The sequence below is a fragment of the Streptomyces sp. genome, assembly GCF_036566765.1.
Taxonomy (GTDB): Bacteria; Actinomycetota; Actinomycetes; order Streptomycetales; family Streptomycetaceae; genus Streptomyces.
In genome coordinates, this window is the sequence record NZ_DATCVQ010000115.1 from 1 (window position 1) to 26349 (window position 26349).

General features: G+C 69.7%; 23 protein-coding genes. 11 read left to right on the forward strand and 12 right to left on the reverse strand.

Annotated features, from left to right (window positions below; translation table 11 throughout):
* Positions 1 to 1026 (reverse strand): DNA polymerase III subunit beta (gene dnaN / locus VIU94_RS06110; RefSeq protein ID WP_331908359.1); only part of this gene is annotated, 1026 nt, incomplete at its 3' end.
* An 869-nt stretch (positions 1027 to 1895) separates the two neighbouring features.
* Complete coding sequence (gene dnaA, locus VIU94_RS06115; RefSeq protein WP_331908361.1) at positions 1896 to 3848, reverse strand: chromosomal replication initiator protein DnaA; 1953 nt, start codon at positions 3846 to 3848, stop codon at positions 1896 to 1898.
* Positions 3849 to 4231: 383 nt separating this feature from the next.
* Between dnaA and rpmH the strand changes: the two genes are divergently transcribed.
* The 9 genes from rpmH to VIU94_RS06160 all read left to right on the forward strand — a co-directional run bounded on the left by rpmH (position 4232) and on the right by VIU94_RS06160 (position 11100).
* Positions 4232 to 4369: a 50S ribosomal protein L34 gene (rpmH, locus tag VIU94_RS06120; protein WP_005482975.1), complete on the forward strand. Its 138-nt coding sequence runs from the start codon at positions 4232 to 4234 to the stop codon at positions 4367 to 4369.
* A gap of 21 nt (positions 4370 to 4390) precedes the next feature.
* A complete protein-coding gene (rnpA, locus tag VIU94_RS06125; RefSeq protein WP_059208182.1) occupies positions 4391 to 4762 on the forward strand; it encodes a ribonuclease P protein component in 372 nt (123 codons plus the stop codon).
* Entirely contained in the window at positions 4759 to 5109 is a 351-nt protein-coding gene (gene yidD / locus VIU94_RS06130) for a membrane protein insertion efficiency factor YidD (RefSeq protein WP_057609092.1), read from the forward strand. Before rnpA ends, yidD begins: the two co-directional genes overlap by 4 nt.
* 3 nt (positions 5110 to 5112) lie before the next feature.
* Positions 5113 to 6402, forward strand: coding sequence for a membrane protein insertase YidC (gene yidC, locus VIU94_RS06135; RefSeq protein WP_331908363.1), 1290 nt, complete (start codon positions 5113 to 5115; stop codon positions 6400 to 6402).
* Between the two features lie 15 nt (positions 6403 to 6417).
* Positions 6418 to 6933 (forward strand): Jag family protein, encoded by a 516-nt coding sequence (locus VIU94_RS06140; RefSeq protein ID WP_331908365.1) that lies wholly within the window; start codon positions 6418 to 6420, stop codon positions 6931 to 6933.
* A 107-nt stretch (positions 6934 to 7040) separates the two neighbouring features.
* Positions 7041 to 7757, forward strand: coding sequence for a 16S rRNA (guanine(527)-N(7))-methyltransferase RsmG (gene rsmG, locus VIU94_RS06145; RefSeq protein WP_331908367.1), 717 nt, complete (start codon positions 7041 to 7043; stop codon positions 7755 to 7757).
* Positions 7758 to 8002: 245 nt separating this feature from the next.
* Positions 8003 to 9079: a ParA family protein gene (locus tag VIU94_RS06150; protein WP_331908369.1), complete on the forward strand. Its 1077-nt coding sequence runs from the start codon at positions 8003 to 8005 to the stop codon at positions 9077 to 9079.
* Entirely contained in the window at positions 9076 to 10182 is a 1107-nt protein-coding gene (locus VIU94_RS06155; RefSeq protein WP_331908371.1) for a ParB/RepB/Spo0J family partition protein, read from the forward strand. Before VIU94_RS06150 ends, VIU94_RS06155 begins: the two co-directional genes overlap by 4 nt.
* 300 nt (positions 10183 to 10482) lie before the next feature.
* Positions 10483 to 11100 carry a GNAT family N-acetyltransferase gene (locus VIU94_RS06160; protein WP_331908373.1) on the forward strand — a complete coding sequence of 206 codons (618 nt, stop codon included), beginning with the start codon at positions 10483 to 10485 and terminating at the stop codon, positions 11098 to 11100.
* Between the two features lie 85 nt (positions 11101 to 11185).
* On the opposite strand, the gene trxA is transcribed toward VIU94_RS06160, so the two are convergent.
* From trxA to VIU94_RS06195, 7 genes are all read right to left on the reverse strand, one after another.
* Entirely contained in the window at positions 11186 to 11515 is a 330-nt protein-coding gene (gene trxA / locus VIU94_RS06165) for a thioredoxin (RefSeq protein ID WP_331908375.1), read from the reverse strand.
* Between the two features lie 48 nt (positions 11516 to 11563).
* Positions 11564 to 12535 carry a thioredoxin-disulfide reductase gene (trxB, locus tag VIU94_RS06170; RefSeq protein WP_331908377.1) on the reverse strand — a complete coding sequence of 324 codons (972 nt, stop codon included), beginning with the start codon at positions 12533 to 12535 and terminating at the stop codon, positions 11564 to 11566.
* Between the two features lie 125 nt (positions 12536 to 12660).
* Positions 12661 to 13602, reverse strand: a complete 942-nt coding sequence (locus VIU94_RS06175; protein WP_331908379.1) for an RsmA family anti-sigma factor — start codon at positions 13600 to 13602, stop codon at positions 12661 to 12663.
* Positions 13599 to 14297 (reverse strand): RNA polymerase sigma factor SigM, encoded by a 699-nt coding sequence (sigM, locus tag VIU94_RS06180; RefSeq protein WP_331908381.1) that lies wholly within the window; start codon positions 14295 to 14297, stop codon positions 13599 to 13601. Before sigM ends, VIU94_RS06175 begins: the two co-directional genes overlap by 4 nt.
* Before the next feature lie 25 nt (positions 14298 to 14322).
* On the reverse strand, positions 14323 to 16023 hold the full coding sequence (locus VIU94_RS06185; protein ID WP_331908383.1) for a protein kinase family protein: 1701 nt from the start codon (positions 16021 to 16023) through the stop codon (positions 14323 to 14325).
* Positions 16024 to 16140: 117 nt separating this feature from the next.
* The gene (gene murJ / locus VIU94_RS06190) at positions 16141 to 18387 is read right to left on the reverse strand and encodes a murein biosynthesis integral membrane protein MurJ (protein ID WP_331908385.1); all 2247 of its coding nucleotides are present in this window, start codon (positions 18385 to 18387) and stop codon (positions 16141 to 16143) included.
* 45 nt (positions 18388 to 18432) lie between these two features.
* Entirely contained in the window at positions 18433 to 20865 is a 2433-nt protein-coding gene (locus VIU94_RS06195) for a DUF6049 family protein (RefSeq protein ID WP_331908387.1), read from the reverse strand.
* Positions 20866 to 21043: 178 nt separating this feature from the next.
* Here VIU94_RS06195 and VIU94_RS06200 point away from each other — a divergent pair, with 178 nt between their 5' ends.
* Positions 21044 to 22510 (forward strand): CCA tRNA nucleotidyltransferase, encoded by a 1467-nt coding sequence (locus VIU94_RS06200; RefSeq protein ID WP_331908389.1) that lies wholly within the window; start codon positions 21044 to 21046, stop codon positions 22508 to 22510.
* Between the two features lie 82 nt (positions 22511 to 22592).
* On the opposite strand, the gene VIU94_RS06205 is transcribed toward VIU94_RS06200, so the two are convergent.
* The 3 genes from VIU94_RS06205 to VIU94_RS06215 all read right to left on the reverse strand — a co-directional run bounded on the left by VIU94_RS06205 (position 22593) and on the right by VIU94_RS06215 (position 25773).
* Complete coding sequence (locus VIU94_RS06205) at positions 22593 to 23843, reverse strand: MFS transporter (RefSeq protein WP_331908391.1); 1251 nt, start codon at positions 23841 to 23843, stop codon at positions 22593 to 22595.
* A gap of 106 nt (positions 23844 to 23949) precedes the next feature.
* A complete protein-coding gene (locus VIU94_RS06210; protein ID WP_331908393.1) occupies positions 23950 to 25032 on the reverse strand; it encodes an inositol-3-phosphate synthase in 1083 nt (360 codons plus the stop codon).
* 48 nt (positions 25033 to 25080) lie between these two features.
* Positions 25081 to 25773, reverse strand: coding sequence for a PadR family transcriptional regulator (locus VIU94_RS06215; protein WP_331908395.1), 693 nt, complete (start codon positions 25771 to 25773; stop codon positions 25081 to 25083).
* A 369-nt stretch (positions 25774 to 26142) separates the two neighbouring features.
* On the opposite strand from VIU94_RS06215, the gene VIU94_RS06220 reads away from it, so the two are divergent.
* Positions 26143 to 26349 (forward strand): hypothetical protein (locus VIU94_RS06220; protein WP_331908397.1); only part of this gene is annotated, 207 nt, incomplete at its 3' end.

Here is a 26349-nt window from a genome sequence, read left to right on the forward strand (position 1 = left end):
GAAGGAGAGCTGGGCGATCGGGGAGTCGATCGCGCTGAGCCCGTCCAGCAGGAACGTCGGGTTGAAGGCGATCGAGACGTCGTCACCCTCCAGCTGGGCGTCGACCCGCTCCACAGCCTGTGCGTCGTCGCTGGAACCGGCCTCCAGGATCAGCACACCCTGCTCGAAGCTCAGCCGCACCGGGGTGTTGCGCTCGGCGACCAGGGCCACACGCTTGACGGCCTCCACGAAGGGGGCGGTCTCGATCACGGCGATGGAGTTGAACTCCGTCGGGAACAGCGAGCGGTACTTCGGCAGGTCGCCTTCGAGCAGACGCGTGGTCGTACGGCGGCCCGCGCCCTCGAAACCGATCAGACCCTCGCCGGCGCCCGAACCGGAGAGCGCCAGGATGACGCTGTCGCCGCTCGTGAGGGCCTTGGCGGTGTCCAGGAGCGTCTTGGCGGGCACCAGGGCCACCGCGGACGCCTCGGGGTTCTCCGGCTTCCACAGGAACTCACGAACCGCGAAGCGGTAGCGGTCGGTGGACGCCAGCGTGACGGTGTCGCCCTCGATCTCGATGCGCACACCGGTCAGGACGGGGAGCGTGTCGTCACGGCCCGCGGCGATGGCCACCTGGGCGGCGGCGGAGGCGAAGACCTCACCGGGGACGGTGCCCGTGGCGCTCGGCATCTGCGGCAGCGCCGGGTACTCCTCCACAGGCAGGGTGTGGAGTGTGAACCGCGAGGAGCCGCAGACCACCGTGGCCCGTACACCGTCTGTGGAAATCTCCACCGGACGGTTGGGGAGGGCTCGGCAGATGTCGGCGAGCAGGCGGCCGGAGACCAGCACCGTGCCGCCCTCCTCGACCTCTGCCTCCACCGACACCCGCGCGGAGACCTCGTAGTCGAAGCTGGACAGGCTCAGCTGGCCTTCCTCGGCCTTCAGGAGAAGGCCGGCGAGGACAGGCGCCGGCGGACGGGCCGGGAGGCTGCGCGCCGCCCAGGCCACTGCCTCCGCGAGTACGTCGCGTTCCACCCGGATCTTCACTGTTGCCGCCTCCTGCTGTTGCCGGCGCTTCTCGCCCTGCCTGGCTTCGTCGTCTGTCTCGGTGTCGCCGGACCCTGTGAAGGGAAGGACACCGGGGACCAGTCTGACGCACGGCACTGACAGTAGGTGCCTCTCGGGGTCAAGTCGTGACGAGGGGCAGCCGGGAGCCGGACAGCGAGTTGTGCACAGGCCCCACTTCGAAACGGATTCCCAGCTCTCTCTAGTTGGGAGTAGTAGTAGGGGCTGTGGATACCGTGGATAACCCCGTTTTCCCAGCTCAGAGGGGAAATTTTGTCCACTGGCCCTGTGGGCGGAGGCGGTGGACAACCGGGCGTATCTGTGGAGAACAGAAAGTTCTGCACACTCCGTGCACAGCCTGAGGCGAGTTCTCCCCAGCGCCGTCCCCAGCTTTACCCACCTTTCCCACAGCCCAACCCGGCACCTTCGTGTGACGCCTTTCACTCGACCCGGTGATCAGGCGCGTCGCGTTGCCGAACAGTGGACAGGCATGTGGAGAACCTGGTGATCGCTGGGGACAACCGGCCCCGGCCTGTGGGTTGCCGGTGGACAACTCGGTGCACAGCCTGTGGATCTTCTCGCTGTCCACAGTCTGTGGAGATCGTTCGTCCACGAATCCACAACCACCTGACCTGGCCCGATGGTCTTTCAACAGAGAGCCTGTGGACCGTGATCTGGACAACTTCGCAGTCCCCAGGATGTGGACGGCAGAAAGTCGCCGGATCTGTGGAGGGAGGCCGTAACCCGGCGGGGATTCGAACAGCCGGCTACGGCGGCATGAAGAAGGGCGCCTCCGGGATCTCGTCCCCAGGGCGCCCTTCAGCGTCGAAACCGTCGTAACTCTGCCTCTGTCAGCCGTTCTTGATGCGGTTGGTGAGCTCGGTGACCTGGTTGTAGATGGAGCGCCGCTCGGCCATCAGATTGCGGATCTTGCGGTCGGCGTGCATGACCGTGGTGTGGTCGCGGCCGCCGAACAGCGCGCCGATCTTCGGCAGCGACAGGTCCGTCAGCTCGCGGCACAGGTACATGGCGATCTGGCGGGCCGTGACGAGCGCCCGCCCGCGCGAGGTGCCGCACAGGTCCTCGACGGTCAGGCCGAAGTAGTCCGCCGTGGCGCTCATGATGGCCGTGGAGGTGATCTCCGGGGCGGAGTCCTCGCCGCCGGGGATCAGGTCCTTGAGGACGATCTCGGTCAGGCCCAGGTCGACCGGCTGCCGGTTGAGCGACGCGAACGCCGTCACCCGGATCAGCGCCCCCTCCAGCTCGCGGATGTTGCGCGAGATCCGGGAGGCGATGAACTCCAGGACCTCCGGCGGGGCGTTGAGCTGCTCCTGCACCGCCTTCTTGCGCAGGATCGCGATCCGTGTCTCCAGCTCGGGCGGCTGGACGTCGGTGATCAGACCCCACTCGAAACGGTTCCGCAGCCGGTCCTCCAGCGTCACCAGCTGTTTGGGCGGCCGGTCGCTGGACAGAACGATCTGCTTGTTCGCGTTGTGGAGCGTGTTGAAGGTGTGGAAGAACTCCTCCTGCGTCGACTCCTTGTCCGCGAGGAACTGGATGTCGTCGACGAGCAGGATGTCCATCTCGCGGTAGCGCTTGCGGAAGCTGTCGCCCTTGCCGTCGCGGATGGAGTTGATGAACTCGTTGGTGAACTCCTCCGAGCTCACGTACCGCACGCGCGTGCCGGGATACAGGCTGCGCGCGTAGTGCCCGATCGCGTGCAGCAGGTGGGTCTTGCCGAGTCCCGACTCCCCGTAGATGAAGAGGGGGTTGTAGGCCTTGGCCGGCGCCTCGGCGACCGCCACCGCGGCAGCGTGGGCGAAGCGGTTGGAGGCGCCGATGACGAACGTGTCGAAGAGGTACTTCGGGTTCAGCCGCGCGGTGGGCTCACCGGGGCCGGTCGCGGGCGCGGGCTGCGCGGCGAGCGGACCGGGAGCACCGGTGGTGGGCAGGCTGGAGCCGACCGGGCCGCCGCGATGCACATGTCCGGAGCCGGACGGGGGATCGGGCAGGTCCCGGCGGGCGTCGCGCTGGTCGTAGTCGGACCGGGGCTGGTCGTAGTCGGGGCGTGGCTTGTCGTAGTCCGGCCGCTCGTCGTAGTCGCGGCGCGGACTGTCGTAGGGCGGGCGCTCCATCGGCTGCGGGCGGTAGTCCTGCGACGGGGGGCCGTACGACTCCTGCGGATACGGCTCCTGCGACGGCGACGCGTACGGGTCGCGCTCCGGGAAGCCGAGCCGCTGCTGCTGCCAGCTGTATTCGTCCTGCGCCGGCCGCGGCCAGGAGCCGGGCTCGGGGCGCTGGTACTCCGAGGGGTAGGCGGGGCGGGCGGTCGGGAGCTGGTCCGGGCGGGGCCCGTGGTCGCCCTGGGGCCCGGGGCGCTGCTCGCCGCGGTTCGGACGGGAGTCGTCGGCGCGGTGACGGCCGTAACCCTCGTACTGGTTGTCGTACTGGCCGGAGGGGAGTTCCGGCTCCTCATAGCGCGACTGGGGCCGGGGGGCAGGAGGCGCGGGCGGTGCCGGGGGCTCGCCCGCGGAGTCGTCGACCGTGATCGCGATACGGATCGGGCGACCGCACTCACGGCTCAGCGTCTCGCTGACGGCAGGGGCCAGCCGGCCCTCCAGTACGCCTTTCGCAAATTCGTTCGGTACGGCGAGCAGGGCGGTGTCGGCGACCAGCGCGAGGGGCTGGCAGCGCCGGATCCAGTGCTCGTCCTTCGCCTCCACACCCTGGACGCGGCCCTCGCCGAGAAGTTGCTCGAGTACGCGTGGCCACACTGCGGCAAGATCGGCAGGTACGTCAGCCACAGGGCACGCTCTCTCACGGGTCCCACGAACGTGTGGTTGTGGGACGAGTCGGGATTCAAATGGGGTGGAGCCGAAACACAGGGGTCAACGGAACGAATCGGAGTTCAGCCACGGTAGTCAGGGCGACGGGTGCGGTTCAAGTTGTTGTCCCCAGCCTGTGGATAGTGTCTCCTGGTGACCACTGGTTTGACCGGATGGCGCAGCCGCGCGTACCGTAACCAGGTCGAGTTGTCGATGGCTGCTGCCGCCTGCCTCCGATGGGCACAGATCGCTTCGGGTGATCGGGAAGCGGTGCACTCGGGCGTTACTGCGAGCTACTCGTGGGCGCACGGTGACAGCCAGGACGGCACCCGCCACCACCGATTTATCTCTGGAGCCCCCGAGTGAGCAAGCGCACCTTCCAGCCGAACAACCGTCGTCGCGCGAAGACCCACGGTTTCCGTCTTCGGATGCGTACCCGTGCCGGCCGCGCGATTCTGGCGAACCGCCGCAGCAAGGGTCGCGCCAGCCTGTCCGCCTGATCCCGGTCAGGTCATGCCGTCGTGCTGCCCACCGAGAACCGGCTGAGGCGGCGCGAGGACTTCGCGACCGCGGTACGACGAGGGCGCCGGGCCGGACGCCCGTCCCTCGTCGTCCATTTTCGTAGCGGTGCCACGGACCCGCACGCGCCTGGGGAGAGCGCTCCCCCGACGCGTGCGGGTTTCGTCGTGAGCAAGGCCGTGGGCGGCGCGGTCGTGCGCAACAAGGTGAAGCGCAGACTGCGTCATCTGATGCGCGACAGGGTCGCTCTGTTTCCCCCCGGTAGCCTGGTAGTCGTACGAGCGCTGCCCGAGGCGGGCGACGCCGATCACGAACAGCTGGCCCGAGACCTGGATGCCGCCGTTCAGCGGCTGCTGGGAGGGGGCGCACGATGAAATACCCGCTGCTGGCGCTGATCAAGCTGTACCAGTGGACCATCAGTCCGCTGCTGGGGCCGGTGTGCAAGTACTACCCGTCGTGCTCCCACTACGGCTTCCAGGCCATCGACCGGCACGGTGCGATCAAGGGAACGGCACTCACCGCCTGGCGCATCCTGCGGTGCAATCCGTGGTCGCTGGGCGGGGTGGACCATGTCCCGCCGCGCAAGCGTCCGCGGTGGCACGAAATGCTGCGTAACGCCTGGCGTGCACGTAGGGGCGGGCCCTCCGCCGCCTCGGCCACCGAGGGACAGACTCCTTCGAGCCCGGCCGCAGAGACTCCGTCCCATGCCCAAGGAGCATGATTAGTGGACACGATTGCCAGTCTTTTCAGCTTCATCACGACACCCGTCTCCTGGGTCATCGTCCAGTTCCACTCGATGTACGGCGCCATCTTCGGCCCTGACACCGGGTGGGCCTGGGGCCTGTCGATCGTGTCCCTCGTGATCCTGATCCGTATCTGCCTGATCCCGCTCTTCGTGAAGCAGATCAAGTCGACGCGGGCCATGCAGACGCTCCAGCCCGAGATGAAGAAGATCCAGGAGCGCTACAAGAACGACAAGCAGCGTCAGTCCGAAGAGATGATGAAGCTGTACAAGGAGACGGGTACCAACCCGCTCTCCTCGTGCCTTCCCATCCTGGCGCAGTCCCCGTTCTTCTTCGCCCTGTATCACGTGCTCAACGGCATCGCGACCGGCTCGACGATCGGCGTCATCAACGATTCGCTGCTGGCCAGTGCCCGTAAGGCGCACATTTTCGGTGCCCCGCTGGCCGCGAAGTTCACGGACGGTTCGAGCAAGGTCGAGGCGCTCGGCGCCTCGCTGACGGACGTCCGGGTCGTCACCGCGGTCATGATCGTCCTGATGTCGGCGTCGCAGTTCTACACGCAGCGCCAGCTGATGACGAAGAACGTCGACACCACGGTCAAGACGCCGTTCATGCAGCAGCAGAAGATGCTGATGTACGTCTTCCCCGTCATGTTCGCCGTCTTCGGCATCAACTTCCCGGTCGGTGTCCTCGTCTACTGGCTCACCACCAACGTCTGGACCATGGGCCAGCAGATGTACGTCATCCGCAACAACCCGACGCCGGGTTCCAAGGCCCAGGCCGCCTACCTGGAGCGCCTCACCAAGCACGTCACGAGCCACGGCAAGGCCCGCAAGCGCAGCGAGCGCACCATCATCAAGGCGATCGTCGCCAAGGGCCGCGACCGCAACGAGTTCGAGCGCAAGTTCATCAACGGTCTGAACAAAGCGGGTCTTGCGGCCCAGGCCGACGGCTCCGTGGTCCAGAGCGAGTCCCAGGCCGCGGTCCAGACCGAGGACGGCACGTCGACCAGCGCGGCCACCCCCAAGCGTCAGCAGCCCAAGCGGCAGAGCAAGTCCCAGCGGCAGTCGGGCGGTGCGGCTGCCTCGGGTGGCAAGGCGGCCGATGACGCTCCGTCGTCGGAGCCGACCTCGCTGAGCAAGTCCGATGAGCCCGAGGACGCCAAGCCCGCCGCACCCGCCAAGAAGCAGTCCGGCGGCGGTACCCGCAGCAAGGCCCAGTCCGGACAGCGCAAGGGTCCGCAGCGGCCCAAGTCCCCGTCCAAGAAGTAAGAAGGAGTCCATCCCGTGACGGAAGGCACCACCTCCGCCGAGGCCGCTGAGGGTGTTGACACCCTGACCCGCCTGGAGCAGGAGGGTGAGATCGCGGCCGATTACCTCGAGGGTCTGCTCGACATCGCCGATCTGGACGGCGACATCGACATGGACGTCGAGGCGGACCGGGCCGCGGTCTCCATCGTCAGCGACGCGGGCGGCCGTGATCTGCAGAAGCTCGTGGGCCGTGACGGCGAGGTGCTGGAGGCGCTCCAGGAGCTCACGCGTCTGGCCGTGCACCGGGAGACCGGTGACCGCAGCCGTCTGATGCTGGACATCGCCGGTTTCCGTGCCAAGAAGCGCACCGAGCTCGCGGAGCTGGGTGCGCAGGCTGCGGACAAGGTGAAGTCCACGGGTGAGCCGGTGAAGCTGGACCCGATGACGCCGTTCGAGCGCAAGGTCGTGCACGACGCGGTCGCCGCCGCCGGGCTGCGCAGCGAGTCCGAGGGCGAGGAGCCGCAGCGCTTCGTCGTCGTTCTCCCTGCCTGATCCCTTCTTGTCGTGTCGGCCCCGTCTGTTCGCAGGCGGGGCCGATCTTTGTCAGCCTGATAGTCAGCCAACCCCAGCGCGGTGCGCGGTACGGAAGGACGGTTCCCGTGACGGAGTCAGCGGAGCTCCCCCAGGCGCCGGAGCAGGCGCGGACGGTTTTCGGCGAGTACTTTCCGGAGGCTGTGCGGTACGCGGAGCTGCTCTCGGACGCGGGAGTGAAGCGTGGGCTGATCGGTCCGCGTGAGGTGCCGCGGCTGTGGGAGCGGCATCTGCTGAACTGTGCGGTGCTCTCGGAGGTCGTGCCGGAGGGTGTCACGGTCTGCGATGTGGGTTCGGGTGCGGGTCTGCCCGGTATTCCGCTGGCGTTGGTACGGCCGGATCTGAAGATCACGTTGCTGGAGCCGCTGCTGCGGCGGACGAACTTTCTTCAGGAGGTCGTCGAGCTGCTGGGTCTGGATCATGTGACCGTGGTCCGGGGGCGTGCCGAGGAGGTGCTGGGCAAGCTGCCACCGGTGCATGTGGTGACGGCTCGTGCCGTGGCGCCGCTGGACCGGCTGGCCGGCTGGGGCGTGCCGCTGCTGCGGCCTTATGGCGAGATGCTGGCGCTCAAGGGGGACACCGCTCAGGAGGAGCTGGACGGTGCGCGGTCGGCGCTGTCGAAGCTGGGTGTGGTGGAGACCTCGGTGCTGCATGTCGGCGAGGGCATCGTGGATCCGTTGTCGACCGTGGTGCGGGTGGAGGTCGGGGAGAGCCCGGGTGGTGTGAGGTTCGCCGCCAAGCGGGCCAAGGCCGCTCGTACCAGCCGGACGCGTCGGCGTCGCTGAGCCATACAAACAACCATTCGTACCTATTTCGGAGTGTCGGGCGGTCGTGGCCGGGTGGCGCGTGCATCGTGTTTCACGTGAAACGTCGCTCACTGCTGCAGGGGATCATCAGCCGCGGCCGCGCGGCCGCCACGCCCCGAGACCGCAAACCCCCGGCGAAGCCCCCCGTGAGGGTGGCGGAGTTGTCCACAGAGGTGGATTCGTCCACAGAACCAGGGGCCTCGCTGGTTCACGACCCCGAAAGCATGGCAGGCTCTGCTCATCGCGAGCCTGAAGCCGAGGAGAGTGAATCCTTGCGGTCCGACGCCAACATCGCGGGACCGATGACCGACCCGGTCCCCGGTCCCCGAACCGAATCGGCGGGGTCCGATGTTTCACGTGAAACATCGCCCCCGATGGACGACACCCCCATTGGTCGTGCTGCCCAACTGGCAGTGGAGGCTCTGGGGCGTGCCGGAGAAGGTCTTCCACGGCCCGCGCAGACGCGCGTCATGGTGGTCGCCAACCAGAAGGGCGGCGTGGGCAAGACGACCACGACGGTCAACCTTGCCGCGTCGCTGGCGCTGCACGGCGCCCGTGTCCTGGTGATCGACCTGGATCCGCAGGGCAATGCCTCCACGGCGCTGGGGATCGATCACCATGCCGAGGTCCCCTCGATCTACGACGTCCTGGTGGAGAGCAAGCCGCTCTCCGACGTGGTGCAGCCGGTGCCTGATGTCGAGGGGCTCTTCTGCGCTCCCGCCACGATCGATCTGGCCGGTGCGGAGATCGAGCTGGTGTCGCTGGTGGCGCGGGAGAGCCGGCTGCAGCGGGCGATCCAGGCGTACGAGCAGCCGCTGGACTACATTCTGATCGACTGCCCTCCCTCGCTCGGGCTGCTGACGGTCAACGCCCTCGTGGCGGGAGCCGAGGTGCTGATCCCGATCCAGTGCGAGTACTACGCGCTGGAGGGCCTGGGTCAGCTCCTGAGGAACGTCGACCTGGTGCGCGGGCATCTGAACCCGGCGCTGCATGTGTCGACGATCCTGCTCACCATGTACGACGGGCGGACGAGGCTCGCCTCGCAGGTCGCCGACGAGGTGCGCAGTCACTTCGGCGAGGAGGTCCTGCGGACCAGCATTCCGCGATCGGTGCGCATCTCGGAGGCGCCGAGCTACGGACAGACCGTGCTCACCTACGACCCGGGCTCCAGCGGCTCGCTGTCGTACCTCGAGGCGGCTCGTGAGATCGCGCTGCGGGGGGTCGGTATCCGCTACGACGCCCAGCACGCCCACCTGGGCAGCCAGAACAGCCAGCGAAGCATGTCGGAGGGGATCCAGTGAGTGAGCGACGTAGGGGGTTGGGGCGTGGGCTCGGTGCGCTGATTCCCGCTGCTCCCCAGGAGCGGCAGGCGCCGGCGGTCGGTGTGGCGGCGGGCTCGTCCTCGCCGGGTGCGATTCCGTCGATGCCGGCGGAGCGGGGTGTGGCGGCCGCGAAGGTGGCGACGCTGCCTGCGAGCGCGCAGGCGCCGGACGCGGTGATCCCGGTGGCCGAGCACGAGAGCGTGGTGGAGCCGGAGTCGCCCGCGGGGGCGCACTTCGCGGAGCTGCCGCTCGACTCGATCACCCCGAACCCGCGTCAGCCGCGTGAGGTGTTCGACGAGGACGCGCTGGCGGAACTGGTCACCTCCATCAAGGAGGTCGGTCTGCTGCAGCCGGTCGTCGTGCGTCAGCTGGGCGCCGAGCGCTACGAGCTCATCATGGGCGAGCGGCGCTGGCGGGCGTGCCGGGAGGCGGGCCTGGAGCGGATTCCCGCGATCGTCCGTGCGACGGAGGACGAGAAGCTTCTCCTGGACGCCCTCCTGGAGAACCTGCACCGTGCCCAGCTGAACCCGCTGGAGGAGGCCGCCGCCTACGACCAGCTGCTCAAGGACTTCAACTGCACCCACGACCAGCTGGCGGACCGGATCGGGCGTTCGCGTCCGCAGGTGTCGAACACGCTGCGGCTGCTGCGGCTGTCGCCGCCGGTGCAGCGCCGGGTCGCGGCCGGGGTGCTGTCGGCCGGTCATGCCCGGGCGCTGCTGTCCGTGGAGGACCCGGAGACGCAGGACAAGCTGGCCTACCGGATCGTCGCCGAGGGGCTCTCGGTGCGTGCGGTGGAGGAGATCGTGACGCTGATGGGCTCGGAGCCCGAGGCGGCGACGAAGCCGAGGGGGCCGCGGGCCGGCGCCCGGGTCTCCCCGGCGCTGACGGATCTGGCGTCACGGCTGTCGGATCGTTTCGAGACCCGGGTGAAGGTCGACCTGGGGCAGAAGAAGGGCAAGATCGTCGTCGAGTTCGCCTCGATGGAGGATCTGGACCGGATCCTGGGCACTCTGGCTCCCGGTGAGGGACGAGTCATGGACCGGGCGCTGTCCGAGCCGAGCGAGGAGGACGGCGAGGGCTGAGGCCCGCGTTGTCCTCCAACGGGGCGGACCGTGGACCGGTGTTGGCCGGAACACGGTCCGCCCTTTGCTTGCGCGCGGTATCCGCCGGAGTGTCCGATGGATACGATGCGTTCAGGTATGGCATATCCACCGTGATCCGGCGCAGAGAGGGGCGGGGGCCATGCGAGAGGTGAGCCGCGGCCGTTGGGTGACGGCGGGTCTGGGCCTGGGCGTGGTCGGTGGCTTCATCGGCGGTCTGCTGAGGGAGCGCAGTGCGCTGGCGCAGGCTCGTGGTGCGGCAGGTGAGGGAAGTGAGGACCCGTGGGGCGTCGACTCGTACCGCTCACTCTGGACAACCTTCCGGACCTCCCCAAGCGTTGCCGGTCGTGTGTCTTCTGGGAGCTCGATCCGGTCAGTGGAGAGGCAGCGGTAAAGGCCGGCCGGCCGGAGCTGGAGAAGGAGGCCTGGATCTCCGCCGTGCTCCTTGAGTGGGGTTCGTGCGGCCGGGTGGTCTATGTCGACGAGATGCCGGTCGGGTTCGTTCTCTACGCCCCTCCCGCCTATGTGCCGCGTTCGACGGCGTTCCCCACGAGTCCGGTGTCGGCGGACTCGGTCCAGCTGATGACGGCCTGGATCATGCCGGGCTTTCAGGGGCAGGGCCTGGGGCGTGTGATGGTGCAGACGGTCGCGAAGGATCTGCTGCGGCGTGGCTTCAGGGCGATCGAGGCGTTCGGCGACGCGCGGTGGAAGGAGCCGGCCTGCGTGTTGCCGGCGGATCATCTGCTGGCGGTGGGCTTCAAGACGGTGCGCCCGCATCCGGTGCATCCGCGGCTGCGGCTGGAGCTGCGGACGACGCTCTCCTGGAAGGAGGACGTCGAGATGGCGCTGGACCGGCTGCTGGGAGCGGTACAGAAGGAGCCCGCCCTGCGGCCGCTGTAGCCCGGGTACGACGACGGCCCGCCCCGGAAGGGGGCGGGCCGTTCGTGTTTCACGTGAAACAACGGAGGCGTCAGGCCTTCGTGGACTACTCGGCGATGAAGTCCTCGAGGTCGCGCACGATGGCGGCCTTCGGCTTGGCGCCGACGATCGTCTTGGCGACCTCGCCGTTCTGGTAGACGTTCAGCGTCGGGATGGACATGACGCCGTACTTGGCAGCCGTGGCCGGGTTCTCGTCGATGTTGAGCTTGACGATCTCGATCTTGTCACCGTGCTCCTTGGCGATGGCCTCGAGCGACGGGGCGATCTGGCGGCACGGGCCGCACCAGGCCGCCCAGAAGTCCACCAGGACGGGCTTGTCGCTCTTGAGGACGTCCTCATCGAAGGAAGCGTCAGTCACGTTCTTCAGATCGGCCACGGCGGCCTCCTTAACTTCGCGGGGTGTGGGGGTGGGGAGAGGAGCGCGTCAGACCGCGGAGGTCGTCGCCGGCTCCGCGGCCTTCTCGTCGGCGAGGGCGGCCAGGAAGCGCTCGGCGTCCAGCGCGGCGGAGCAGCCGGTGCCCGCGGCGGTGATCGCCTGGCGGTAGGTGTGGTCGACGACGTCGCCGGCGCCGAAGACACCGGTCAGGTTGGTGCGGGTCGAGGGGGCGTCCACCTTCAGGTAGCCCTCCTCGTCCAGCTCCAGCTGGCCCTTGAACAGCTCGGTGCGCGGGTCGTGGCCGACGGCGATGAACAGACCGGTGACGGGCAGCTCGCTGGTCTCGCCGGTCTTGGTGTTGCGCAGGGTCAGACCGGAGAGCTTCTGGTCGCCGTGGACCTCGGCGACCTCGCTGTCCCAGGCGAACTTGATCTTCGGGTCGGCGAAGGCGCGGTCCTGCATGGCCTTCGAGGCGCGCAGCGAGTCACGGCGGTGGACGATCGTCACGGACTTGGCGAAGCGCGAGAGGAAGGTGGCCTCCTCCATCGCGGTGTCGCCGCCGCCGACGACGGCGATGTCCTGGTCCTTGAAGAAGAAGCCGTCGCAGGTGGCGCACCACGAGACGCCGCGGCCGGAGAGCGCGTCCTCGTTGGGCAGGCCGAGCTTGCGGTGCTGCGAGCCGGTGGTCACGATGACGGCCTTGGCGCGGTGCACGGTGCCGGCGGTGTCGGTGACGGTCTTGATCTCGCCGGTCAGGTCCACGGCGACGACGTCGTCCGGGATGAGCTCGGCGCCGAAGCGCTCGGCCTGGGCGCGCATGTTGTCCATCAGGTCGGGGCCCAGGATGCCGTCGCGGAAGCCGGGGAAGTTCTCCACGTCGGTCGTGTTCATCAGGGCGCCACCGGCGGTGACGGCGCCCTCGAAGACGAGCGGCTTCAGCGACGCGCGCGCCGTGTAGAGCGCGGCGGTGTATCCCGCGGGCCCCGAGCCGATGATGATCACGTTACGGACGTCGCTCACGGGTTTCTTCCTCGTCTCTGCAGACTGCCTACTGCCTACGGGGCGATCGGGTCGGTGACTCTCACCCCACCCAACGGATCCTAAGGGTGATGCATTCCCGGAGCCGCCTCAGGCACGGCGATGTGTCAGGAGCGAGGGTAGGCGTGGGTCAGCAGGACGTCCGCCTTGGCGGCTGTGCCGCCCTCGGCGCAGGAGGCATCGAGGACGTACGCCTGGACCTGGGAGCTGTCGGTGGCGTGCGGCAGGACGACGAGGTAAGCCCGGGAGCCCTGGTAGTCACCGGGCTGGAAGGCGAGGACGGGGTCGGTGCGGCCGGTGCCGACCCGCACGCAGTTCGGCAGCGTGGTGTCCAAGCCGCGCAGGGAGCTGTGGCCGTCGGACTCGGATTTCAGGGACTCGGGTGCGGGGTCCTTGGGGGCCTTGAGGGTGCCGTCGCGGCTCAGGAGTTCCTGGACGCGCTGGTCGACGCCCTCGCCGGAGAAGCGGGCGTCCGCGCTGCTGGCGGCGACGTCGGACTTCTTGTCACCGCTGCTGTCGGCAGCGTTCTGCAGCGTGCCGGGCAGGAGGAGGAACGTGCCCAGGCCGAGGACGGCCGCGCCGAAGACGCCGCCGAGCACGGCGACGCGGCGGCGACGCCTGCCGGACGGGCGCCCAGGGCCGGTCGCGGCCCTGGGGCGCCCTGCCGGCCGGTCGGAGCCGCCGGCGGTGGAGGGCTCGGGGGAGGCGCTTGTGGCGGGCGCGTCGTCTGGGGCGGCCTCGGGCGGTGTTTCACGTGAAACATGGGCCGCGGTGTCCGGTGCGGTGGCGCTCAGGAGGGCTTCGGCGGCGAGCGCGGCGTCGATCCGGCCGGCGATCTCGGCGGGCATCCGGGCAGGGCCGGGCAGGGTGCCCAGCAGTCCGCGGATCTCCTCCAGGGAGGTACGCACGTCGGTGCACAGGGTGCAGCCGTCGAGGTGTCTGCGTACGGCGGAGGTCCGGGCCGGCGGGAGCAGGCCTTCGGTGAGGTCGGAGATCTCCGAGACGTCCGGGTGCTGTGTCGTGTCGGCCCTGCCGGTCGTGGATGTCACGTGCGCCCACCTCCGCCCTTCACAGCAGCTGGACCGTTCGGTCCCGTATCCGTTCGCCTCGACACCGGTGGGACGGATGTCCCTGGCGTCCGGTTCCTTCCCCCGCCTGGACCTTCGTTACCCCCGGTGTCCGCGCGCAGATGAGTGAGCAGCGGCAGCAGCCGGGCCCGGCCGCGTGCGCAGCGGCTCTTCACCGTTCCGGTGGGGACGTCGAGGATGCGGGCGGCCTCGGCGACCGGGTAGCCCTGCATGTCCACCAGGACGAGCGCGGCGCGCTGGTCGGGGGGGAGCTTGGCGAGCGCGGCGAACAGTTCCCGGTGCAGGTCCTGCCGTTCGGCGGGGGCCTCGGCGGACTCGTGGGGTTCGAGGAGCTGTTCCAGGCGGGTGGTGTCGTCGACGGGCGAGGTCTTGCGGGAGGCCGCCTTGCGGGCCCGGTCGAGGCAGGCGTTCACGGTGATGCGGTGGAGCCACGTCGTGACGGCCGACTGGCCCCGGAAGGTGTGGGCGGCCCGGAAGGCGGACACCAGGGCGTCCTGGACGGCGTCGGCGGCCTCCTCGCGGTCGCCCAGCGTGCGCAGGGCGACGGCCCACAGCCGGTCCCGGTGGCGCCGTACGAGCTCACCGAAGGCGTCTGGGTCTCCGGCCACATGGCGTGCCAGGAGTTCCTGGTCGCTGAGACCGCCTTGTTCGTCCACCGGTGAGCCCCCTCCCCCTGTGCCGTCAGCTCGTGATCTTGATGTCCGAGATCTGGCCCCGGTAACCGCCGTCGGCGCTCGGCAGCTCGGTCAGCCAGACGAGGACGTAGCGCGTCTTGACCGGCTTGCCCGGGGCGAGGGTCACATGGGAACCCGTCCCCGAGGTCTGGGTGGCGTAGTCACCGGGCGCGCCGGGCCGGGACGAGGCGCTCTCGGGCGCGGTACGCAGCTGGACCGAGGTCGTGCCGTGGAAGGTGACCTCGACCTTGCCGATCTCCTGGACCTTGCCGAGGTCCAGGACGATGCCCACGCCTTCCTTCAGATTGCCGAACTTCGCGTAGCCCCTGTAGTTGCTGGTCGGCCACGAGGTGCTGGGGTCGCCGTCGTAGGCGTTCTTTATCTCTGAGGCGTTCTCCGAGCCGTCGCCGAGCGGATCGAAGTCGTACGCCTCGCTGATGGCGACCGGCTTGCCGGACTCCGACTGCTGCTTGTTCTCGGTGTTGTCGGGCTGCGTGGTCCGGGGAGTCTCCTGCTCCTTGTTCCGGTCCAGCAGCTTGTCCGCCACCTGCCAGCTGCCCAGGCCGAGCGCGGCGATGAGCAGCGCCGACACGGCCCACTTGAGGGCCTTGCCGGTGCGGCTCTGCAGCGGGGCGGGCGGCGCGGGCAGCGGCTGGGTGACGGCCGGCCGGGGCTGCTGGCGGCCGTAGGCGCCCTGCTGGTAGGTGGTGCGCTGGTACTCGGCCGGGGTCGGGAACTCCGGCTCCGGCGGGCGGATCCGTGGCATCGCCGCCACGGCCTTGGCCAGCTCGTCGGGGGTGGTGCAGGGCGGCTCCTGGCGCGAGGCGGTCGCGCCGTCGTTGGCCAGGGCGCGCATGGCGACCTCGGAGAGCCCGCGGTGCACGCCGGCGCGCACCTGGTCGGGGGCGATCAGCCCGACGTCCTTGGGCAGTCCGGCCAGCCCGTAGGCGTCGCTGTCGTACGGCCAGCGCTGCGTGAGCGCCGCGTACAGCAGTGCGCCGATCGCTTCGGTGTCCGTGCGCTGGGGGCGTTCGGCGCTGATGCCGCGCAGGGCGGCGTTCACGGCAAGCCCGCGGATCCGGTACTGGCCGGTGGAGCTGCGCAGCACGGCGCTGGGGGTCAGCCGGAGGTGGGCCAGGCCTTCGCGGTGCGCGGCGGCCATGGCCTGGGAGACCTGGGAGACGAGCTGGTAGGCGTCGTGGGGCTCCATCGGCCCGGCGGCCAGCAGGGCGGTCAGCTCCGTGGAGTCCGGCAGCCATTCGTGCACGACGTAGACGAGGTCGTTCTCCTCGACGGCGTCGAGGACCTGCACGAACCGGGGGTCGCCGAGCAGCGCCGCGGACCGGGCGGCGGCGAGCACCGACCTGGCCCTGGGGTGGTCGGCCGGCAGCAGGTGGACTCCGACGGCTCGGCGGAGTTTCTCGTCGACGGCACGCCAACTGCTGAAACCGTCCAGACGAGTGACGCACTCCTCCAGCCGGTAGCGCTTGGCCAGTTTGTGGCCGCTGTGCAGTTCCGGCGTCTCCACCGAGGGTTGCGCGTCGGCCTTCTTCTCCTCGCCGCCGTCGTTCGTGTCCGGCGTGTTCCGCTCCGCCGTTTCCTGCGCTTCCGCCACCCCGTCGGTCGCGGCCGTATCCGCCTTGGCGGTCAGCGGGTCTTCTCCGCTGCTGTCGGCCACGTCGACGGCAGCCGTGCTACGTTCCGCCACCGTCGTTCCTGCCTCCCCATCCGTTGCGCCACATCCAACAGCCATGCCAATTGTGCCCACAGTCCGGCGCTATGCACGACACGCGGCGGCGGACGATGGTTGTGCGGGCCCGCCGAGCTAGCGGCCCAGGCGGCCGCGCACCATGCCGACCATGGAGTTGAGCTCCGCGATCCGCATGCGGCGGGCCGCGACGAAGAACACCGCGAACAGCGCCGCACCGCCGACGACGAGGGCGACGAGCGAGCCGAACGCCCCGTCGCCGAGCGCCTTCAGGATGCCGAAGCCGACCGCGCCGGACACTGCTGCGGCGGGCAGCGACGCCAGGCACAGCCGTGCGTAGGTGCGCAGTACGTGCGAGCCGTCCAGGTCGCCGCCGAGGCGGTTGCGCAGTCGGCGCCAGGCGATGCCGACGCCGACGGCGTAGGCGAGGCCGTAGGAGGCGGCCATGCCGACCACGGCCCACTGGGCGGGGAGCACGAAGTAACAGGCGGCCGAGGCAGCGGCGTTGACGCCCGCGACGATGACCGTGTTGTAGAAGGGCGTCCGGGTGTCCTCGTAGGCGTAGAAGCCGCGCAGGACGACGTACTGGACCGAGTACGGGATCAGGCCGAGGCCGAAGGCCATCAGGATGAAGCCCATGCCCCGGGCGGCCTCGGTGCCGCTGGACGCGTACAGCAGCTGCGACATCGGAACGCCGAGCGCGAGGAAGGCGAAGGAGACCGGGACGATCGCCACGGCGGAGTTCCGCAGCCCCTGGGAGATGTCGTCGCGGACCGCGCCGGGGTCGTCGTCGTGGGCGGCGCGGGAGATACGCGGCAGCAGGGCCGCCATGACGGAGACGGTGATGATCGCCTGCGGCATGCCCCAGATCAGCTGGGCGTTGGAGTACGCGAGGAAGCCCGCGCCGTCCTTGCCGGACGCCTCGCCCGCAGCGGTGGCCAGCTGGGTGACGACCAGGACGCCGGCCTGGTTGGCGAGGACGAACAGGACGGTCCACTTGGCCAGTTTGACGGTCTTGCCGAGGCCGTGGCCCTTCCAGTCGAAGCGGGGCCGGAAGCGGAAGCCCGTCTCGCGCAGGTAGGGGATCATCGCCAGCGCCTGGACGACCAGGCCGAGCAGGGTGCCGATGCCGAGCAGCCGGATGCCCTCGTCGGGGATGGTGGTGACGCCCATGTGGGACTCGGCGGACGTGCCGTAGACCCAGATGAACAGGCCGAACGTCACGATCATCACGATGTTGTTGAGGACCGGGGTCCACATCATCGCGCCGAACTTGCCCCGGGCGTTGAGGATCTGACCCATCACCACGTGCACGCCCATGAAGAAGATGGTGGGCAGGCAGTAGCGGGCGAAGGTGACGGCGACGCCGTTGGCGTCGGGGTTGTCGGCGATGGTGTTCGACATCAGCCGGATGAGCAGCGGGGCCGCGAACACGGCGACGGCCACGATCGCGCCGAGCGCCACCATGACGAGCGTGAGCAGGCGGTTGGCGTACGCCTCGCCGCCGTCGTCGTCGTTCTTCATCGAGCGGACCAGCTGCGGCACGAAGACCGAGTTGAGGCCGCCGCCGACGGTGAGGATGTAGATCATCGTCGGCAGGGTGTACGCCACGGTGAACGTGTCGCCGAGCAGGGCGGCGCCGAGCGCGCCGGTGATCACCAGGCTGCGGACGAATCCGGTCAGCCGGGAGACGAGGGTGCCGGCCGCCATGAGGGCGCTGGACTTCAGCAGCCCGGAGGCGCGGCCTCCCGACTTCTTCGGTGCGGGGGCGGGCATCGGATCCGGCTCCGGGGCGGGAGGGGGCACCTGGCCGCCGGGGGTCTGCTGGTCCCGGTACAGGTGCGCGAAGGCGTCGGGCTCGGGGTCGTCCTCGCCGGCCCGGGTCACCAGGTCGTCGACCCCGGTGAACTGGACGTTGCGGGCGTCGTCGCCGTACGGAAGGTGCCGGGAGGGCCCGTCGGGCTCCGGGGCGGGGGTCTGCGCCCACACCCGCGGGTCCGGGGCGTGCTGGGGCGTGGCCGGCTGCTGGTAGAGCGGCTGCGGCTCGGCGTAGGTGCCCGGCGGGGGCGGGGGGTGCGCCGCCCGGTCGTAGAGCGCCTCCGTCACCGGGTCCTGGGCGGACAGGTCCTGCGAGCGGTAGGGGTCCTGGGCGTACGCGTCCTGGACGTAGGGGTCCTGCGCGTACTGGTCCTGGGCGTGCGGGTCCTGGGCGTGCGGGTCCTGGGCGTGCGGGTCCGCAGCGCCCTGCTGCTCCGGAGGCACGGGGGCCTGGCCGGTCCCGGGCGGCGGCGTGGGCGTTCCGCCGGACGGCGCAGCTGCGCCGCCCGCGCCCTGACCGCGGTCACCGTCGTACGGCGCGTTCATGCTTACCCCACCTCATCGTCCCCGGCCGACCGGCCACGACATCGCTCAACGGTCCACTTTCTCACCCGTGCCCGACGGGTCGCCGCTTTCGGGACCGGTGTCCGGCGTGGGGTCACTCGGCTGCCCGGGATCGTCGGCCTCGGCGGCGTCCGTCCCGTCCTCCGGTTCGACCCCGGCGTCCGCGTCGGCCTCTGTCTCGGCTTCCGTGTCCACCTCTGTCTCGGCCTCCGTCTCCGTGTCCGTCTCCGTCTCGGCCTCTGCCTGGGCCTCCGCCTCGGCCTCTGCCTGGGCCTCCGCCTCGGCGTTCCTGGCCGCCGCGCGCTTGCGCTGGGAGTACATCCGGACGCCGGCGAGGACCAGGAGCAGGACACCGCCCGCGATGACGAGCATCACGGTCGGGGTGATCTCGGAGACCTTCACGGTGAACGTCATCGGGCGGCCGTACGGCTTGCCGTCCTCCGTGTACAGCTGGGCGGTCATCGGGACCGGCCCGTTGGCGTTCGCCGAAGCCGTGAACTTCACGGACTGGCTGTGCCCGCCGTCGATCTTCACGGGCTGTGCCGCCGTCGCCTCGCCGTCGTTGAGCTTCAGACGGGTCGGCTTCGTGGAGGTGAGCCGCAGCTCCAGGTTGTCCACGCCCTGCAGCAGCTTGTTCTGCACGGTGACCGGGATGGTCGCGCTGCGGCCGGAGAGGGTGAGGTCGGACTTCTCGATCAGCCGGACCTCTTCGGTGAGGCCCTGCAGATAGTCGAGGACCTCGATCCGGTAGAGGGCCGCGGCCGGGGCCTGGCCGCGCCAGGACGTCGACATCATGCGGCTGATCGCGTTGCCGAACGGCGTCACCACCCGGTACTGCATGGTGAGGATGACCTTGAAGCTGTCCAGCTGCTCCTGGGTGGTCTTCATGTCGCGGAACGCCTCGACGGGCAGCTCGCGCTTGCGCAGCTTCGCCGGGTACCGCGAGGCGCTGGGGACCTTCGTCGTCGCGCGGGGGTCAGGGCGGGCCGCGGAGGCCGCGATGAGGTCCAGCGACTGGCTCCAGCGCTGCGGGGCCAGGCCGCGCAGGGCGGTCGCCATCGTCTGCGCCTGGGAGGCGGTCGGCATCCGCTGCGGCGCGACGACGATGCTGCGGGGCTTGTCGGGCGCCTGCTGGGTGATGGCCAGTGTCTGGGCGAGGAAGCGCTGCACGGCGAGGGTGGAGGCCTCGGCCCGGGTCATGTCGCTGCTGAAGACGGTGGAGAGCGAGGCGTCGGCGACGACCGCGGTGGTGCCGCCGCCGATCGGCCGGGCGGCCGTGGGGGTGTAGGTGAGGTCGTCGCGCAGGCTGTCGCTGCGGGCGATGACCTTGCGTGCGCCGGCCGATGTGGCGACGTCCACGATCGAGGGGTCGACCGCGCCCTCGACGGGCCAGGCGAAGTCGGTGGACGGCGTCACGTGGAGGATCGTCTCCACGGTGGTCCTGGCGACCTCGGTGGCCGGCTTCAGCTGACCGAGCGAGCCGGAGACGTCCTTGCCGCGGTGGGCCAGGGAGGCGAGGTCGGGGTCGGCGAAGGGGAGCGAGACGACCTTGTGGCCCGACACCGCCTTCTCCAGCGAGCTCAGCCACTGCTCGGCGACCGCCTGGTTCCGGCCCGGGACCGTCTCCGTGCCGCTCTTGACGCTGTAGCTGCGCGTCATCGCGTCGACGGTGGCGAGCAGGTCCGGGTCGAGGACCCAGGTGACGGGGAGCTCCTTGCCGAGCGAGACCAGCCGCTCCAGCCGCCCGCCCGGGGCGAGCTCCGCGGCCAGGTCGTCGTTCTCGAAGACCGGGGTCTGCTGGTCGTCGGGGGCGGTCTCGGCGGAGACGCGGGCCGAGGAGATCAGCGGCCACAGGTAGGTGATCTGCGTCTTCTTCGCGGCGGCCTCGGGCTGCCAGGGCAGGAACGTCCGCTCGATGCCCAGGACCCGGTCGGACGGCTGGGACGAGGTTTGGCCGGAGAGCGAGACGCCGAGCTGGTAGACGCCCGCGTCGTCCAGGCCGAGCTTGGCGACCGGGACGGAGAGGGTGAAGTCCGTGCTGAGCCCGGAGGCCAGCTGCGGGATCTTGAAGGTGTAGGCGCCGCCCAGGGCGGCCGGGTCGCTGTCCGACCGGTACCCGGTGCGCCCCGCCGCCTCGTCGATCGAGCTGCGGCTGGAGAGCCGGGGACCGACCCGAAGGTCCACCGTGGCGGCGGAGACGGGCTGCCGGCCGTTGTTCGTCACCGTGCCGGTGATGGTGAGGGTGTCGCCCTCCATCGGGGCGCTGGGCGCCAGCGTGTCGAGCGACACATCCACTGTCCGTGACCCGGTGGGCTCCTCCGCGGCGGCGGCCGCGGGCGCGGAGGGCACCTGGATCAGCCCCGCCAGCAGCGGCGCGGCGGCCGCGAGGGACGCCGTGCGCCGCAGCCACCGGCGGGCAGGAGAGGGAGAGGACCCCTGGATGTCTGCCGCCTCGGCCACGCGTTCGCCCGTCCTCGTCGTCTCAGTGGTATCGATGCTTGCCGGTTGCTGTGTCCACGCATGGTAACGATGCACGCTGCGGTGAAGTGCTGGGGAGTGCTCCAGGAGATGCGACCGGCCCGCGGCCGGGCGGAAACGGGGACGCTCCGGGCGGCCGGGGCACGTACCCTTTTCTGTTGTGCCGAACGCCAACGAAGACACCCCGACTGCACTGAGCCAGGTGCAACGCCGCGCGGTCAGCGAACTGCTGCGCGTCTCCCCTGCCGCCGACGACCTCGCCCGCCGTTTCCAGGAGGCCGGCTTCAGCCTCGCTCTGGTCGGCGGTTCGGTACGGGACGCTTTGCTCGGGCGGCTCGGCAACGACCTCGACTTCACCACTGACGCCCGGCCCGAGGACGTGCTGAAGATCGTCCGTCCGTGGGCGGACGCGGTCTGGGAGGTCGGGATCGCCTTCGGGACGGTCGGCTGCCAGAAGGACGCCCGCGTCGGGGACGTCGTGCAGCGCTTCGAGATCGAGATCACCACGTACCGCTCCGAGGCGTACGACCGCACCTCGCGCAAGCCCGAGGTCTCCTACGGCGACTCGATCGAGCAGGACCTGGTGCGCCGGGACTTCACGGTGAACGCCATGGCGGTCGCGCTGCCGGAGAAGGAGTTCATCGACCCGTACGGCGGTCTGGAGGACCTCGCGGCACGGGTGCTGCGCACTCCGGGCACCCCCGAGGAGTCCTTCTCCGACGATCCGCTGCGCATGATGCGGGCCGCGCGTTTCGCCGCGCAGCTGGACTTCGAGGTGGCCCCCGAGGTCGTGGCGGCCATGAAGGAGATGTCCGAGCGCCTCGAGATCGTCTCCGCCGAGCGGGTCCGGGACGAGCTCAATAAGCTGCTGCTGTCCGCCCACCCCCGCAAGGGCCTCGGGCTCCTCGTGGACACCGGGCTCGCCGACCACGTGCTGCCCGAGCTTCCGGCCCTGCGGCTGGAGAGTGACGAGCACCACCGGCACAAGGACGTCTACGAGCACTCGCTGACCGTCCTCGACCAGGCGATCGCGCTGGAGGAGGAGGGCCCCGACCTCGTGCTGAGGCTGGCGGCGCTGCTGCACGACATCGGCAAGCCGCGCACCCGCCGCTTCGAGAAGGACGGCCGGGTCTCGTTCCACCACCACGAGGTGGTCGGGGCGAAGATGACGAAGAAGCGCATGACGGCGCTCAAGTACTCCAACGAGATGGTCAAGGACGTCTCGCGTCTCGTGGAGCTGCACCTGCGCTTCCACGGATACGGGTCCGGCGAGTGGACCGACTCCGCGGTGCGGCGCTATGTGCGCGACGGCGGCCCGCTGCTGTCGCGGCTGCACAAGCTGACCCGCTCGGACTGCACCACGCGGAACAAGCGCAAGGCCGTTGCCCTGGCGCGGACGTACGACGGTCTGGAGGAGCGGATCGCCCAGCTGCAGGAGCAGGAGGAGCTGGACTCGATCCGGCCCGACCTGGACGGCAACCAGATCCAGGAGATCCTCGGGATCCGCCCGGGACCGGCCGTCGGCAAGGCCTACAAGTTCCTGCTGGAGCTGCGGCTGGAGAACGGGCCGATGGAGCACGACCGTGCGGTCGCGGCTCTCAAGGAGTGGTGGGCGGCTCAGGGCTGAGCCGGAACGCGTCGATGTTTCACGTGAAACATCGACGCGGCGATGCGACCGAGGGGCGATGTTTCACGTGAAACATCGCCCCTCAGCTCGTGCGGCGGAGGGCCAGCGCCACGGCGGCGTAGAGGACGGCGACCATCACGACCAGTGGAACGGACCGGCCGTCGGCCGGGAGCATCAGAGCCGCCACACCGGCCGCGGCGACGAAGGCGACGTTGAACAGGACGTCGTAGAGCGAGAAGACCCGGCCGCGGTAGGCGTCGTCCACCGAGGTCTGCACCACGGTGTCCGTCGCGATCTTGGTGCCCTGCGTGGCGAGCCCCAGGGCGAACGCGGCGATCATGAAGGGCACGGGGGCGAAGGTCAGCCCCAGCGCCAGCTCCAGGACCGCTGCGGAGCCGGCGCACGCCGTCATCCAGCCGAACGGGCCGAGTCGGCCGACGGCCCAGGGCGAGATCACTGCGGCGGCGAAGAACCCCGCGCCCGAGATCGCGACGGCGAGGCCCAGGAGCGCCAGTCCGTCCGACTCGGTCGCGCCCCAGGTGTACCGGCAGAGCATCAGCACGGCCACGGTCAGGGCCCCGTGGCAGAAGCGCATGATCGTCATCGCGATCAGGGCGCGCGCCGCCGGGCGCCGCTCGGCCAGATGGCGCAGTCCGTCGACGAGGCCCCGGGCGGTCGAGGCGAGGGCGGCGGCGAGCCGGGGCTGCACCTGCGTGGGGTCGGGCCCGAGCAGTCCGCGGGGCATGCGCAGGGCGGCGAGCGCCGAGCAGAGATAGAGGAGAGCGCCCACGGCCACGACCGCCGCGTCGGAGTCGGAGGCGACCAGGCGTACGCCGAACGCGACGCCGCCGCCGACGGTCGCGGCCAGGGTGCCGGCGGTCGGCGACAGGGAGTTCGCCAGGACCAGTCGTTCGTCGTCCACGACCCGGGGCAGGGAGGCCGACAGGCCGGCGAGGACGAAGCGGTTCACGGCGGTCACCGAGAGCGCGGAGGCGTAGAAGAGCCAGTCCGGGACGGAGGCCAGGACGAGGACGGCCGTGACCGAGGCGAGGACGGTCCGCAGGAGATTCCCGTACAGGAAGACCTGTCGGCGTTGCCAGCGGTCCAGGAGCACGCCGGCGAACGGGCCGACGAGCGAGTACGGCAGCAGCAGCACGGCCATCGCCGAGGCGATGGCCGCGGGCGAGGTCTCCTTCTCGGGGGAGAAGACGACGTACGTGGCGAGGGCGACCTGATAGACGCCGTCGGCGCACTGCGACAGCAGCCGGACGGCGAGCAGGCGACGGAAGTTCGTCAGGCGCAGGAGTACGCGCAGATCACGTACGACGGACATGGCAGCAAGACTCACATACGGCGACGCGCATACGGCAGAGGGTCCCCGGGCTTTCGCCACGGGGACCCTCTGCCGTCGATCACGACTCAGCGCTCCTGAGGAGTGCTCAGCGCTCGACCTCGCCCTTGATGAACTTCTCGACGTTCTCGAAGGCCTCGTCGTCGAAGTACTGCACCGGCGGGGACTTCATGAAGTACGAGGAGGCGGAGAGGATCGGGCCGCCGATGCCGCGGTCCTTGGCGATCTTCGCGGCGCGCAGGGCGTCGATGATGACACCCGCCGAGTTCGGGGAGTCCCACACCTCGAGCTTGTACTCCAGGTTCAGCGGGACGTCGCCGAACGCACGGCCCTCCAGGCGGACGTACGCCCACTTGCGGTCGTCCAGCCAGGCCACGTAGTCCGACGGGCCGATGTGGACGTTCTTCTCGCCCATGTCGCGGTCCGGGATCTGCGAGGTGACGGCCTGCGTCTTGGAGATCTTCTTGGACTCCAGGCGGTCGCGCTCCAGCATGTTCTTGAAGTCCATGTTGCCGCCGACGTTCAGCTGCATGGTGCGCTCCAGGCGGACACCGCGGTCCTCGAAGAGCTTGGCCATCACGCGGTGCGTGATGGTGGCGCCCACCTGGGACTTGATGTCGTCACCGACGATCGGCACACCGGCCTCGGTGAACTTGTCCGCCCACTCCTTGGTGCCGGCGATGAATACCGGGAGAGCGTTGACGAAGGCGACCTTGGCGTCGATGGCGCACTGCGCGTAGAACTTCGCGGCGGCCTCGGAGCCCACGGGCAGGTAGCAGACGAGCACGTCGACCTGCTTGTCCTTGAGGACCTGGACGACGTCGACCGGGGCCTCGGCGGACTCCTCGATGGTCTGGCGGTAGTACTTGCCCAGACCGTCGAGCGTGTGGCCACGCTGGACCGTGACGCCCGAGGCGGGGACGTCACAGATCTTGATGGTGTTGTTCTCGCTGGCGCCGATCGCGTCCGCGAGGTCGAGGCCGACCTTCTTCGCGTCCACGTCGAAGGCGGCCACGAACTCCACGTCGCCGACGTGGTAGTCGCCGAACTGGACGTGCATCAGACCCGGCACCTTGGCCGCCGGGTCGGCGTCCTTGTAGTACTCGACGCCCTGAACCAGCGAGGCGGCGCAGTTGCCCACGCCGACGATGGCTACGCGAACCGAACCCATTCCGGTTGCTCCCTGTGTGATCTCGGAGGTCCTGCTGATCGCAGGCCCTCACTTGGTGGTGTCGTCGGACGGATCCGGCCGGGTACTGCCCCCGTGCCGGGGCAGGCCGCCCGTGTCTCCAGAAATCCTGTCGTCCTGCCGAGCAGGGTTGTCGGGGGTCTCAGGACCGGATCGCCGGTCCCGCCCCGCCCGCTCGCTCTCGATGAGCTCGTTCAGCCAGCGCACTTCGCGCTCCACGGACTCCATGCCGTGGCGCTGCAGCTCAAGTGTGTAGTCGTCGAGGCGTTCGCGCGTCCTGGCGAGGGAGGCCCGCATCTTCTCCAGACGCTCCTCCAGCCGGCTGCGGCGGCCCTCGAGGACGCGCATCCGCACCTCGCGCTCGGTCTGGCCGAAGAAGGCGAACCGCGCGGCGAAGTGCTCGTCCTCCCAGGCGTCCGGGCCGGTGTGGGAGAGGAGCTCCTCGAAGTGCTCCTTACCTTCGGCCGTCAACCGGTAGACGATCTTGGCGCGGCGCCCCGCGAGTGACGCGGCCAGCGCGTCCTCGGGGGCGCTGCCGGGCTCCTCGATCAACCAGCCGTTGGCGACCAGCGTCTTGAGGCAGGGATAGAGGGTCCCGTAGCTGAAGGCGCGGAAGATGCCCAGCGAGGTGTTGAGCCGCTTGCGCAGCTCGTATCCGTGCATCGGGGCTTCACGAAGCAGTCCGAGAACGGCGAACTCGAGGATTCCTGAGCGCCTGCTCATCCATCGCCTCCTCCGCCGCCGGGCTCTCTATGCCGCACTGATGTATCGACTCGATACATCCCGACGATAGAACGGCCGCCCTGCTGCGACAAGTGGGGTCAACGTGACCGGCATCACATCGTCAATTCGTCGCAATCGACTTGCCTGATTTGGGGTGAACTTCAGCCCTAGGCAGGTTTTGGCCGTGCGTAGTCTGTGCGGCATGCAGACCACCGGGAACCGAGGGACGCCGATGCACGTCAGTGATCTCGATGTACCGGCTGCAGTGCGGATGAGCCCCCCATGGGGCCTGTCCGTATTCATTTCGGGGGGACCGGAAATCACTTGCCGCTTCCAGGCCTACGCGCCTGCCCGAGGAGTAGTCGTTCGATGAGCGAGCACCGTCGCAAATCGCCGCAGCCGCAGCCGCCCGCCGGCGGGCGGGCAGCAGCCCGGCGCGCCGCCCAGCAGCCCACGGGCCGCAGGCCCCAGGCGCGTGATGTCAGCACAGGGTCCCCGTCCTCGCCGTACGGCGAGGAGCGCCCCTACGGCGGACGGGCCGAGGCCCGGCGCGCCGCGCAGCGCGGGGGGAGACGC